General features: G+C 69.0%; 12 protein-coding genes. 3 read left to right on the forward strand and 9 right to left on the reverse strand.

Annotated elements, in window-relative coordinates; translation table 11 throughout:
- Nucleotides 1-37: 37 nt before the first annotated feature.
- Both CI089_RS11095 and glgB read left to right on the forward strand, forming a co-directional pair.
- Nucleotides 38-2,122: an alpha-1,4-glucan--maltose-1-phosphate maltosyltransferase gene (locus CI089_RS11095; RefSeq protein WP_094261633.1), complete on the forward strand. Its 2,085-nt coding sequence runs from the start codon at nt 38-40 to the stop codon at nt 2,120-2,122.
- Nucleotides 2,119-4,278, forward strand: a complete 2,160-nt coding sequence (gene glgB, locus CI089_RS11100) for a 1,4-alpha-glucan branching protein GlgB (RefSeq protein WP_094261634.1) — start codon at nt 2,119-2,121, stop codon at nt 4,276-4,278. The genes CI089_RS11095 and glgB overlap by 4 nt, the downstream gene beginning before the upstream one ends.
- A 66-nt stretch (nt 4,279-4,344) precedes the next feature.
- On the opposite strand, the gene CI089_RS11105 is transcribed toward glgB, so the two are convergent.
- Nucleotides 4,345-5,286: a tetratricopeptide repeat protein gene (locus CI089_RS11105; protein WP_094261635.1), complete on the reverse strand. Its 942-nt coding sequence runs from the start codon at nt 5,284-5,286 to the stop codon at nt 4,345-4,347.
- Nucleotides 5,287-7,071, reverse strand: coding sequence for a glycosyl transferase (locus tag CI089_RS11110; protein WP_179223313.1), 1,785 nt, complete (start codon nt 7,069-7,071; stop codon nt 5,287-5,289).
- 155 nt (nt 7,072-7,226) lie between these two features.
- Between CI089_RS11110 and CI089_RS11115 the strand changes: the two genes are divergently transcribed.
- Nucleotides 7,227-8,297 carry an AI-2E family transporter gene (locus CI089_RS11115; protein WP_023950933.1) on the forward strand — a complete coding sequence of 357 codons (1,071 nt, stop codon included), beginning with the start codon at nt 7,227-7,229 and terminating at the stop codon, nt 8,295-8,297.
- Between the two features lie 3 nt (nt 8,298-8,300).
- Here CI089_RS11115 and CI089_RS11120 read toward each other — a convergent pair whose 3' ends face one another.
- From CI089_RS11120 to pyrH, 7 genes are read right to left on the reverse strand one after another with little or no spacing between them, the layout of a single operon-like run.
- On the reverse strand, nt 8,301-9,020 hold the full coding sequence (locus CI089_RS11120; RefSeq protein WP_094261637.1) for an alpha/beta hydrolase: 720 nt from the start codon (nt 9,018-9,020) through the stop codon (nt 8,301-8,303).
- Nucleotides 9,017-9,298: a hypothetical protein gene (locus CI089_RS11125; protein ID WP_094261638.1), complete on the reverse strand. Its 282-nt coding sequence runs from the start codon at nt 9,296-9,298 to the stop codon at nt 9,017-9,019. Before CI089_RS11125 ends, CI089_RS11120 begins: the two co-directional genes overlap by 4 nt.
- A 10-nt stretch (nt 9,299-9,308) precedes the next feature.
- Complete coding sequence (locus CI089_RS11130) at nt 9,309-9,992, reverse strand: lytic transglycosylase domain-containing protein (RefSeq protein WP_256977832.1); 684 nt, start codon at nt 9,990-9,992, stop codon at nt 9,309-9,311.
- A 45-nt stretch (nt 9,993-10,037) separates the two neighbouring features.
- Nucleotides 10,038-10,607 carry a DivIVA domain-containing protein gene (locus tag CI089_RS11135; RefSeq protein WP_094261639.1) on the reverse strand — a complete coding sequence of 190 codons (570 nt, stop codon included), beginning with the start codon at nt 10,605-10,607 and terminating at the stop codon, nt 10,038-10,040.
- Nucleotides 10,604-11,614 carry a phosphatidate cytidylyltransferase gene (locus CI089_RS11140; protein WP_094261640.1) on the reverse strand — a complete coding sequence of 337 codons (1,011 nt, stop codon included), beginning with the start codon at nt 11,612-11,614 and terminating at the stop codon, nt 10,604-10,606. Before CI089_RS11140 ends, CI089_RS11135 begins: the two co-directional genes overlap by 4 nt.
- Before the next feature lie 5 nt (nt 11,615-11,619).
- Complete coding sequence (frr, locus tag CI089_RS11145; protein ID WP_064956632.1) at nt 11,620-12,174, reverse strand: ribosome recycling factor; 555 nt, start codon at nt 12,172-12,174, stop codon at nt 11,620-11,622.
- 54 nt (nt 12,175-12,228) lie between these two features.
- Nucleotides 12,229-12,948, reverse strand: a complete 720-nt coding sequence (gene pyrH / locus CI089_RS11150) for a UMP kinase (RefSeq protein WP_023950947.1) — start codon at nt 12,946-12,948, stop codon at nt 12,229-12,231.
- Between the last annotated feature and the right edge of the window lie 37 nt (nt 12,949-12,985).

Consider the following 12,985-nt stretch of genomic DNA (forward strand, 5'->3'; position numbering starts at 1 on the left):
CGTTTTTCGAACTGCTGCACCGCGATATGTTCGAGCCGTGGCATCAACGACGCGCACGACCTCACCCGCCCCGTTCCGCAGCACCGCCGAGATTCCCGGCCGGACCGCCGCGCCGCTTCCGTCGGCCGGCGACACCGTCACGGGACGCATCCCGCTCCAGCGGCCCGCCCCCTCGGTCCCGGGCGACCGGTTCCGCCCCTCGGCCTTCGCCGGCGAAGCCGTGCCGTTCCGCGTCACGGCGTTCCGCGAAGGGCACGACTCGATCGGCGTGCATCTGCGGCTGTTCTCGCCCGACGGGCGAGAGTCGTTGCACCGCTTGACCCCTCTCAACGACGGGTTCGATCGGTGGTCCGTCCTCATCGCCCCGCTCGCCGAGGGCGTCTGGCGTTTCCGCTACGAAGCCTTCGGCGACGACTTCGCCACCTGGCAGCACGCCGCGGCCATCAAGATCGCGGCCGGAGTCGACGTCGCCCTCATGCGCGAGGCGGGGGCTCTCCTGCTGGCGCGCGCCGCCGCAGACAAGACCCGCCCCGCAGCCGAGCGCAGACTCCTCGAGAAGGCCGCGGCGCGCCTGAGGGATGCGGCCGCCGACGCGGTGGATGCGCTCGCGGTCGTCCGCGACGCCGATCTCGCGCGCATCTTCGCCGATCGCCCGCTGCAGTCCCTCGTCACGGTCGGTGACGAGCACGAGCTGCTCGTCGAGCGCGAGCGCGCCGGAGTCGGCGCCTGGTACGAGTTCTTCCCGCGGTCGGAGGGTGCCGAGCGGCTCGCCGACGGCACCGTCCGCAGCGGCACCTTCGTGACCGCGCGCGACCGGTTGCCTGCGGTCGCCGCGATGGGATTCGACGTCCTCTACCTCCCTCCGATCCACCCGATCGGGCGCACCCACCGCAAGGGCCCGAACAACACCCTGACCGCCGGTCCGGACGATCCCGGATCGCCCTGGGCCATCGGCGGTCCCGAGGGCGGTCACGACACCGTGCATCCCGACCTGGGGACACTCGACGACTTCCGTGGATTCCTCGCCGCGGCTTCGGACGCCGGTCTGGAGATCGCGCTCGACCTCGCGCTGCAGGCATCCCCCGACCACCCGTGGGTCGCCGAGCACCCCGAGTGGTTCACGACCCTTCCCGACGGCTCGATCGCGTACGCCGAGAACCCGCCGAAGAAGTACCAGGACATCTACCCGGTCAACTTCGACAACGACCCCGCCGGCATCCGTGCCGAGGTCCTGCGCGTCGTCCGGCACTGGATCGCGCAAGGCGTGCGCATCTTCCGCGTCGACAACCCGCACACCAAGCCGCTGCAGTTCTGGGAGTGGCTCATCGCGACGATCGCAGACGAGACTCCCGGGGTCGTCTTCCTCGCAGAGGCGTTCACGCGACCCGCTCCCATGCAGGGCCTCGCGATGGTCGGCTTCCAGCAGAGCTACTCGTACTTCACCTGGCGGAACACCAAGGAGGAACTCGAGGAGTTCCTCACCTCCGTGGCTCACGACACGGCGGACTTCATGCGCCCGAACCTCTTCGTGAACACCCCCGACATCCTCACGGAGTACCTGCAGTACGGCGGACGCCCCGCCTACAAGATCCGCGCCGCCATCGCCGCGACCGCCGGCGCCTCGTACGGGGTGTACGCGGGATACGAACTCGTCGAGAACGTCGCCCGGCCCGGTTCGGAAGAGAACATCGACAATGAGAAGTACGAGTACAAGTTCCGCGACTGGGAGGGTGCCGAGGCGCGCGGGGAGTCGCTCGCCCCGTTCCTCACCCGCCTGAACGAAATCCGCCGGGCCCATCCCGCGCTGCGGCAGCTGCGCAACCTCTCCTTCCACTGGTCCGACGACGACGCCATCGTCGTCTTCTCCAAGCACCTGCCCGCCGCGCTGACCGCCGACGGTGTGGCCGACACGATTCTGGTCGTCGTGAACGTGGATCCGCATTCCGCGCGCGAGACGACCGTGCATCTCGACACATCGGTCTGGGGCGTCGCACCGGGCGATGAGTACGAGGTCGAAGACCTGCTCACCGGATCGGTCTGGACCTGGAACGACCACAACTATGTGCGCCTCGACGCTTTCGTCGAACCTGTGCACATCCTCCACGTGAAGGAACGCCGATGAACGCCCCCGCAGACCACGTCCTCGACTCGGTCGCCACCGGTTCGTACCACGCGCCCCACGATGTCCTCGGCGCCCATCAGACGGCCGACGGGTGGGTCATCCGCGTCCGGCGTCCCCTCGCCCGCGCGGTCACGGCGGTGTTCGCGAATCAGCCGGAAGCGTCGTTCCGTCACCTCCGCGGCGGAGTGTGGGAGGCGGCCCTCGACGCTCGCCCCGAGGCCTACCGCGTGGTCGCGACGTACGACGATGCGCCGGCGTGGGTGGCGGACGACCCGTACCGGCACCTCCCGACGATCGGCGAGCTCGATCTGCACCTCATCCGCGAGGGCCGTCACGAGGAGCTCTGGCGAGTGCTCGGCGCCCATGTGCGTCTGCACAACGGCGTGCCCGGCGTCTCGTTCACCGTCTGGGCGCCGAACGCACGTGCAGTCCGCGTGATCGGAGACTTCAACGGCTGGGACGGACAGGGCCACGCGCTGCGCTCGATGGGAGACTCCGGCGTCTGGGAGCTCTTCGTTCCGGGACTGTCGGCCGGCACGGTCTACAAGTTCCAGATCCTGACCGGCGACGGCGCATGGATCGACAAGGCCGACCCGATGGCACGGCAGTCGGAGGTCCCTCCCGCGACGGCCTCGATCGTCGCCGAGAGCGCATACGAGTGGGAGGATGCCGCGTGGCTCGAGCGCCGCGGCACATCGACGCCCGTCTCGCAGCCGATGTCCGTCTACGAGGTGCACCTCGGCTCCTGGCGCTCCGGGCTCGGGTACCGCGAGGCGGCCGATCAGCTCATCGACTACGTCCGCGCCCAGGCCTTCACCCATGTCGAGTTCCTCCCGCTGGCCGAGCATCCGTTCGGCGGCTCGTGGGGATATCAGGTCTCGGGCTACTACTCCCCGACCAGCCGCTTCGGCTCACCCGATGATCTGCGCTACCTCATCGACCGGCTGCACCAGGCGGACATCGGCGTCATCATGGACTGGGTCCCGGGACACTTCCCGAAGGACGCCTTCGCCCTGGCACGGTTCGACGGGCAGCCGCTCTACGAGCACCCGGATCCGCGCCGCGGCGAGCACCGCGACTGGGGGACGCTGATCTTCGACTACGGCCGCAACGAGGTGCGGAACTTCCTCGTCGCGAACGCGCTCTACTGGTTCGAGGAGTTCCACGTCGACGGCCTCCGGGTCGACGCGGTCGCCTCCATGCTCTACCTCGACTACTCGCGCGAGGAGGGCCAATGGGAGCCGAACGTCCACGGCGGGCGCGAGAACCTCGAGGCGATCTCGTTCCTCCAGGAGGTCAACGCGACAGCGTACAAGCGCTACCCCGGCATCGCGATGATCGCCGAGGAGTCCACGAGCTTCCCGGGTGTGACCGCGCCCACCGAGTGGGGCGGCCTCGGATTCGGGTTCAAGTGGAACATGGGCTGGATGAACGACTCGCTCCAGTACATCAAGCGAGACCCGATGTACCGCGGACACCACGAGGGCGAGCTGTCGTTCTCGTTCGTCTACGCCTTCAGCGAGAACTTCGTCCTGCCCATCAGCCACGACGAGGTCGTGCACGGCAAGGGCAGCCTGTTCACGCGCATGCCCGGCGATCACTGGCAGAAGCTCGCCAACATGCGCGCTTACCTGGCGTACATGTGGGGCCACCCGGGAAAGCAGCTGCTCTTCATGGGGCAGGAGTTCGGGCAGATGTCGGAATGGTCCGAGTCGCGCGAGCTCGACTGGTGGATGCTGGACCAGCCTGCCCATCGCGGCCTGCACGCCTTCGTCGCGGACATGAACCGCACCTACCGGGAGCAGTCTGCTCTGTGGTCGCGGGATTCTGACGGCGAGGCCTTCTCTCGCCTGGGCGCGCCGAACTGGAACCCGAACGTCATGGCGTTCGCGCGCCGGGACCACCACGGCAACACCGTGGCCGTGATCTGCAACTTCTCGGGAGTCCCGCTGCACGACTACACGCTCGAGCTGCCCGCGGACGGGCCGTGGCGCGAGGTCCTCAACAGCGACGCCGAGGTGTACGGCGGCTCGGGTGTCGGAAATTTCGGGACCGTTCACGCATCCGACGGACGCGCGACGATGGTCATCCCGCCTCTCGGCGTGCTGTGGCTGCACCACGCCGCCGACGGGGCGCCGGCAGTCTCGGAGAGCTGAAGCAAACGCGACATGGGCCCGGGGCATGTCACCATCGGTGACGGCCCCGGGCCCATGTCGTCGGATTCAGAACATCAGCGAGGTCAAGCGCCGACGCGCGGCGAGGACGCGCGGATCGCTGTCCCCGACGAGACCGAACAGCTCGAGAAGCCGATCGCGTACGGTCGCCCGAGCCTCACCGTCGACCGCCGCGAAGAGATCGAGCAGTCGCCCGAAGGCATCGTCGACGTGACCGCCGGCGACGTCGAGGTCGGCGACGCGGAGCTGCGCCTCGACGTCCAGCGGAGCGGATGCCGCGGCGGCACGTGCCTCGCCGAGGTCGAGCCCCTGCACGCGATCGAGCAGCTTGACCTGTCCGAGCCCGGCCTGAGCGTCGGCATCGCGGGGGTTCTCCGCGAGCGCGCGCTCGTAGGCGCTGATGGCGCGCGGGTAGTCGCCGGCCTCGATCGCGGCATAGGCCTCGGCGTGCAGCGGGGGCAGCGGCGCCTCGGCAGCCTCTTCGGCCGACTCCGTTCCCTCGTCCGTCGGAACGGTGCCGGTCACACCGTGCTGGGCGGCGAGCTGCAGCAGCTGCGCGAACACTTCGCGCACCTGCTGCTCGGGAACGGCGCCGGTGAACAGCGGCACGGGCTGACCGGCGACGAGCGCGACCACCATCGGGATGGACTGAGCCCGGAACCCCTGCGCCAGCTGCGGGTTCGCGTCGACGTCCACCTTCGCCAGGACCACCCGGCCGGCGAGCTCGGTGACGACCTTCTCGAGGACGGGGCTCAACTGCTTGCACGGCCCGCACCACTCGGCCCAGAGATCGACGACGACCGGGACGGTCCGCGAGAGCTCCAGGACCTCGCCGAACGTCTGGTCGGTCACGTCGAAGATCAGCCGCGAGCCGCCCGCCGGCTGCTCGGCGGAAGCGGGCCCGGCCGGAGCAGGCGCCGCGGGGCGATGACGCAGCGATGACAGATCGAGGGCTCCGCGGAGCACGGCACTGGGAGACGGATCGCTCATTCAGACAACCTTCGCTGAGAGGACATTGGAACGGTAGCCGAGGAACTGGATCGGCTCGGACGAGCCCGCACCGGGCACGAAGAAGAACAGCTGGTCGGCGTACGTCGTGGTGAAGCCCGTCGAGGACTGCGACACGCCTGTCAGCGCGCTGGCCACCGGGTTGGTGTCGGGGACGTTGATGACGGCGTCGGGATTGCTCGGCGTGAACGTGTGGTCCTCGGTGATCGTCACCGCGACGACCGCGCCGCTCTCGAGCGTCTGCAACGCGATGGGCGCCTGCGTGCCCGCCTGCGTCGTGAAGGACACCGTTCCGGTCTCGGCACCGGTCTGGTTGAAGTCGTTGACGATCTGCTCGCGGTTGGACGCGACGCCGGAGCGGAAGGCATCCCCCTCCGCCTCGAAGAGGCGCGCGTACGGGCTCGCATCGCCGTTAGTGAGCAGGTCGGCGTATGCCGCGGCGAGATCCTTCGGGGGCAGCACGAGGAACGGCGAGTCCGGGGCGACCTGCGCAGCGCCGAGGTAGGCGGGAGCGAGTTCCGGGAACGAGTCGGTCGCAAGCTCCGCGATGTATCCGAGCTTGTAGTTGGACCAGGGGTCCTGCTGGCTGACCGTCATGATCGTGTCCGACGCGCCTTCGCCGCCGTCGACGACCGCGAGGAAGGTCCGCGGCCACTTGTCGAAGGTCTCCGGCAGCAGGATCTCGAGCGGCTCGGCGGGAATGGGAGGCAACGGCGCGCGATCGGCGATCTTCGACCGCAGCGTGTAGTTGGTCTCGCGCTCCGCCAGAGCGGTTCCGGCGAGGCGCGTCGCCGCCAGCGCGGCGTCGGCGCTCGCGTCCGCTGTCGAGACGTCCTCGGCGATGCGGGTCAGGATGCGCTCCGCCTGCTGCTGGGTCACGGCGGGGGGCGCCTGGTCGGGATCCGCGACCACCGTCGCGGTGGGAGAAGGCGTCGGGCTCGGCGCGAGCTGCGGCCAGGCGTCAGCGGAACACCCGGACAGCGCGACGATCGAAACGAGCGGGAGAGCGAGCAGCGCCTGGCGACCACGGGTCAGCCGGCGGCGCGGCGGCGTGGACGAGATGACGCCCTTGGCCTCGTCGTCGACGGTGAGGTCGATGGGCTGCGTGGCGGTCATGGGGAGGCCCTTCCGACGCGGACCGCGCGACCGGCGCAGGTGACGCCAGCCGAGCGCGTACATGACGATGCCGAACGCGAGGAGGATCCCTCCGCCCACGATGAGAGGGCCCGCCCACGGCGTGTTCGACTCGATGGGCCACGTCACCTGGATGTCGGCGGGTGCGGCGGCCGTGCCGTCCGACGCGATGAGGACACTCATGTCCTGCGGCAGCTGCAACGAGGTCGTCAGCGCGCCGTCGCGCTGGAACTCCTCGAGCCAGAGGTCCGAGCCGACGGGGGACGGCATCGCAGGAACGGTTCCGTCCGCGCTCGGCGCGGGCGCCGACGCAGCGGCGACCTCGGTCGTCGTGATGGCGCCGTCCTCGTCGACGTCGAGCCGCGTGTAGTCCGTGCGCGCGAGCCACGCGGTCACGTCCGAGGACCGGCCGTACGCGGCGAAGACGGTACCGGACCCCTGCACGCTCAGCGACTGGGCTCCCGGCCGCGATGTCAGGACCGACCCGTCGATGAGTGTGAACGGCGCGTCTGCGGCCACCGTCACCGACTCGGTCACGCTCTCGGGTCCGCGCAGGATCGTACGCTGCGCGATGCCCGCACCGATCATGACGGTCGCCAGGACGAACGCGACAACAGCCCACACGAAACGCACGAAGAAACACCTCTCCACATCCGGAACGGGACCACCGAACGCTTGATCGACGTTCCAGAGTATCCAAAACGACCTGAAAAGGTCGTGAAAGGGGCGCCTCCCGCCGAAACCCCGCTCGGATCGTAAAGTGAGGTGATTCGACCCCGGAGGCGCTCGTGAAGATCCAGAACCCGTTTCGCACCGCGCTGATCGCCACCCTCGGCGTCGGCGTCGGCATCGTGATCATCGGGGGGATCCAGACCCTCTCGACGATCCTCCTCTACGTCGGTACCGCCCTCTTCCTCGCGCTGGGTCTCGATCCGGTCGTCTCCTGGCTCGAGCGGAGACGGCTGCCGCGCTGGGCGGCCCTCCTCATCACGTTCGCCGCGCTCCTCGCCGCCTTCGCGGGCATCATCCTGATGGTCGTGCCGATCATCGTGTCGCAGATCAGCCAGCTCGTCGCGGCCATCCAGGATCTCGTCACCAACGGCAACTGGGACCCGGTCAACGCGGTCAAGGACTGGCTGACCGTCACGTTCCCGCAGCTGAACGTCGACGAGCTCTTCCAGTACCTCTCCGACTGGTACAACTCGCTCGACATCGGGGCGATCGGCGGATCCATCACCGGCTCGATCATCCTCATCGGCGGCGGCATCATCAGCGGCTTCACCGGCGCCGTCATCGTGCTGATCCTGACGATCTACTTCACCGCTTCGACCCCCAACCTGAAGGCCGCGGTCTACCAGCTCGTACCGGCTTCGCGCCGTCCGCGCTTCATCGACCTGGCAGAGCAGATCACCGCATCCGTCGGGTTCTACGTCATGGGCCAGGTGTCCCTCGGCGTCATCAACGGTGTGCTCAGCGCGATCTTCCTGAGCGTCATCGGGGCGCCGTTCCCGGCGGTGCTCGCCGTCATCGCCTTCTTCTTCTCGCTCATCCCGCTCGTCGGAACCCTCACCGGCTCGGCGATCATCGTGCTGACCTGCCTCATCCCCGGTCTGTCCGAGCCCCAGACCGCACTGTGGGCGGCGATCTGGTACCTCGTCTACATGCAGGTCGAGGCGTACTTCATCTCGCCGCGCATCATGAACCGGGCGGTGTCGATCCCCGGTGCCGTCGTGGTCATCGCGGCTCTGGCGGGAGCCGCTCTGGGCCAGCTCCTCGGAGCACTCGTGGCGATCCCGGTGGCAGCCAGCATCCTGATCATCTACCGACAGGTCGTCATCCCGCGGCAGAACGAACGCTGACGGTCAGTCGTCGTCCCACTCCTCGGCGAGCGGCAGCGCGTCGGGATTGACGGCGGCGACGATCTCGGTGAGGACGCGACGAGTCTGGTTCTCCCCCACCCACAGATGCTTCCCGCCCTCGACCGCGATGAGGGTCGCGTGCGGGATCGCCGCGAATCGCTCCCGCGCTTCGGCTGGTCTGAGATAGTCGTCGAACTCGGGCACGACGATCACGACGCGTCGCTCGTCGTCGGCCCAGGCGGCCACCTCGTCGGGTGTGGCGCGGTGCAGCGGCGGCGAGAGCAGGATCACGCCCTCGATATCGTGGTCGCGCCCGTACTTGAGGGCGAGCTCCGTGCCGAAGGACCAGCCGACGAGCCAGGGCCGGGGCAGGCCCCGCTCCCGCACGAACGCCATCGCCGCGGCGACGTCGAACACCTCGCCGACACCGCCCTCGAAGGCGCCGTCGCTCGTGCCACGCGGCGACGTGGTCCCGCGTGTGTTGAAACGCAGCACGGCCAGATCGGCGAGGGCCGGGAGCCGGCCCGCAGCCTTGCGCAGGATGTGCGAGTCCATGAAGCCGCCCGCCGTCGGCAGCGGATGTAGCGTGACGAGCGTCGCGACCGGGTCACGGTCCTGCGGCAGCGCGAGCTCACCCACCAGCGTCAGGTCGTCGAGCGTGTGCAGCTCGATGTCTTCACGCCGCGCCGGGAGCTGAACGGGTCCGCGGATCTCGAAGCTCATGCGATCCTCCAACATGCCGAATGCCAATGCCGACGCGCGGCCAGATCCGCGGCGTCGCCCAGGACGCCGTCCGCGCGCCATGCGACCACGTGCGGGGTCGCCGGAGTGATGTCACGCCCGCAGCCGGGGCAGGTGTAGGTCTTCTGCGCCTGCGCCGCCGACACGGGCTGGACGGTCCATTCGACGCCGCGTCGCGTCTCGGAGCGCTTCCAGCCGCTCAGCAGCCGATCGAGCGAATCGTCACGCGGCTCCGGCCGGCGCCGGTTGGAACGGGGCATGAGGGCGCCGTCACCACCAGTGGTTGCTGGACCAGAACGCGTACGCTTCGCTCCAGCTTCCGTAGCGCCCCACGGCGTAGCCATTGGCCCACCTCAGGTTGTCGACGGGGTCGTAGCCGCTGCCCGGGACCTTGCTGCAGGGATACGCCTGTACCAGCCCGCACGCACCCGAGGAGGCGTTCGTCGCGTTCGGATTCCAGCTGCTCTCGCGCGAGACGATGTAGTCGACGTATCCCCAGTCGCTCTCGGGGATGCCGGCGGCGCTCAGCCAGTCGGTCGACGATCCGCCACCGCTGTACATGACGGGCGCGGATCGCGTCGTCCCCGCGCTCTCACCCTCGACCGGGGTCGGCGTCGGCGTCGGAGTGGGCGTGGGCTTGGGCGCGACGTAGACGGTGAACCCGCTCCGGTCGAGATGCGCCGGGGCAGGAGCCGCGGCGTCTGTGGCGAGCGCCTGGGCGTCACCGCGGGAGTCGGCCCACAGCGACACGACCTCGACCGGCTTCTCCTGCGCGGCCGCGAGCGCCGTCCCGAGCGGGGCGAGGGCTCCCCCGGCCATGCCGAGGGCTGCGACGGCTGCGAAGACGGCGGACACCCCGCGCCGGCGCGACCAGCGCGCGGGTGCCGGCGACGACGGGACGCGCGCGACCGGGGTGCGCGTCGTGCGGCGGGTCACAGTCGAGCGAGAAGTCACAATGCCCTCGAGTTTAGCGAGGCGAGGGTCATCTCTCCATCAGACTCACCCGATGGCGAGAATGACGGACACGACTCCGTCGAGCACGGCGTCGACCTGCGCTTCACGGTAACCGCCGCGCTGCATCCGGAAGGCCACGGAGCGCACCTGCTCCACGGTGAGGGGTTCACCGGATTCGAGGTACCGCGCGATGCGGTCCGCGACGAGATCGACCTCGTCGATCCGGTAGCCGTAGGACAGCACGCTCACGCGGTCGAAGCGGCGGCGCTGAGGGCGCGACAGCCGGTCGAGGATCTCCTGAGCGAGATTCCGCGAGCGACCGACCCACGCACGCGCACCGGCGCGCGACAGGGCGCGTTCCCGCTCACGCGCGGCGAAGGCATCCTCGATCCGTCCGATCGCCGCATCGACGGGCGCGACGGCGTATCCCCCGCGCACGAGCGGGAATGCGGTCGCGCGGATGGCGGCAGAGTCGAGATCGTCCTCCTCGGACGATTCGAACGCCTCGCGAGCGCGACGCAGGAAAGCGTCGACGGCTGCGCGGTCGTATCCCTTCGCGCGCCCGTGGACCTCGGGGAACGGGCTCGTGGACAGGGAACTCTCGGTCGAAGTCATGACATCACCAGGGGGGACAGAGCGTGGAACAGGACGAGCGCGACGACGGTGGACGGCAGGATCGAATCGAGACGGTCGAGCACTCCCCCGTGGCCCGGCAGCCACGAGCTCATGTCCTTGATCCCGAGATCCCGTTTGATCATCGACTCGGCCAGGTCGCCCACCGTCGCGGAACCCAGGATCACCAGACCGATGATCACGCCCGTCCAGGCAGGCAGTCCCAGAAGCAGCCAGGCGAACCCGACCGCGACGAGCACAGCCACGACGCCCGCTCCTGCGAAGCCCTCCCAGGTCTTCTTCGGGCTGATCCGCGGGGCCATCGCGTGCTTACCGAATGCGAGGCCGGCAGCATAAGCGCCGGTGTCGGCGCCGACCACCACCGCGATCATCGCGAGCACCCAGAACTCGCCGCCGTCCTCACGCAGGAGGATCAGCAGCAGACTGCCGAGGAACGGCACATACAGCTGCACGAAGCCGCTGATGAGCACGTCGCTGAGCACCTGCCCGTAGCGGCGGCTCTCGACGCTCACCATCTGCGCCATCAGACGCCAGACGATCACCGACACGACGGCGGCGAACACGACCACCCAGTGGGTGCCGGCGTCGAGGAAGAAGCCGGCCGCGAGGACCGCGGCGCCGGCCACGAGCTGCGGCACGACGTCGACCCGACGGCCCGCGGCCTGCAGGGCCCGGACCAGCTCGAACACGCCGAGGAGAGCGACGGGGATCGCGAAGAGGACGAAGACCCACTTCACGAAGATGAGCGAACCGATGACGACGACGCCGATCGCGATGCCGATCAGGATCGCTACGAACAGATTGCGCCCCGTGCGCGCGTTGATGCGCTCGTTGGCCTGCTCGAAATCGGCGCGAGCTTTGCCGATCTGGTGTTCGAACTCCGTCCGAGCGGCGCGCACCTGATTCTGGAACGTCGAATCACCGTGCTCGCGCGAACGGGAGCGCTCCCGCTCTGATCGAGACGGGGCGTCGTCGCCGGGTGCGCTCATCGGTCTCAGACCTCGAGGAGCTCGGCCTCTTTGCGCTTGAGCGCGTCGTCGATGAGGTCGACGTGAGCGCGCGTGAGCCCGTCGAGCTCCTTCTCCGCGCGCACGAGCTCGTCCTCGCCGACCTCGCTCTTGAGACCGTCGAGCTCGTCCTTCGACTTGCGCCGGATGCCGCGCAGGTGGACCTTGTGGTCCTCGCCCTTCGAGCGGACGAGCTTGACGTACTCCTTGCGGCGCTCCTCCGTGAGCTCGGGCATGGTGACGCGCACGATGTTGCCGTCGTTCGTCGGGTTGACGCCCAGGTTCGGAGTGTCGCGGATGGCCTGCTCGATCGCCTTCAGCGCCGACTTGTCGTACGGCGTGACGATGATCGTCCGGGCCTCGGGCGTGTTCAGCGAGGCGAGCTGAGCGAGCGGAGTCGGCGACCCGTAGTAGTCGACGAGGATCTTCTGGAACAGCGCCGTGTTGGCACGCCCCGTTCGCACGGTGGAGAAGTCCTCCTTCGCCGCCTCGACGGCGCGTTCCATGCGGGCTTTCGTGTCAGCGAGGATCTCGGGGATCACGTCACTCCATTCGTCGGTACGTCCGGTCAAGTCTAGTCTGCGGGCGGATGCCGCTCACACGGTGACGAGCGTGCCGATGCGCTCGCCCAGCAGGGCGCGGGTGACGTTGCCGGCCGGCTCCATGCCGAACACGCGCATGTCGATGCGGTTGTCCATGCAGAGGCTGAAAGCAGTCGAATCCACGACCTTGAGCCCGCGCTGCAGCGCCTCGCCGTATGTGATGCTCTCGATCTTCTGCGCCGTCGGGTCCTTCTTCGGGTCGGCGGTGTAGACCGCGTCGACGCCGTTCTTGGCGACGAGCACCTCGTCGGCCTTGATCTCGAGCGCACGCTGGGCGGCGACGGTGTCGGTCGAGAAATAGGGCAGGCCGGCGCCGGCTCCGAAGATCACGACGCGCCCCTTCTCCATGTGGCGCTCCGCACGACGCGGGATGTACGGCTCGGCGACCTGCGTCATCGAGATGGCCGACTGCACACGCGTCGCAGCCCCCGCCTGCTCGAGGAAGTCCTGCAGCGCGAGGGCGTTCATCACGGTTCCGAGCATGCCCATGTAGTCGGCACGGCCGCGGTCCATGCCGCGCTGGCTCAGCTCGGCTCCGCGGAAGAAGTTCCCGCCGCCGACGACGATGGCGACCTCGACCCGGTCGACCGCCTCCGCGATCTCGCGGGCGATCTGACCGACGACGTCGGGGTTGACGCCCAGCTGGCCGCCCCCGAACGCCTCGCCCGAAAGCTTCAGCAGGACGCGACGGCGCCCGGTCTTCTCATCGTTCATCGTGTCCCTCTCGTCGCTGTGTTGCAGAGTATCGCCC

The organism is Microbacterium sp. Yaish 1 (assembly GCF_002245215.1).
Classification (GTDB): Bacteria; Actinomycetota; Actinomycetes; order Actinomycetales; family Microbacteriaceae; genus Microbacterium.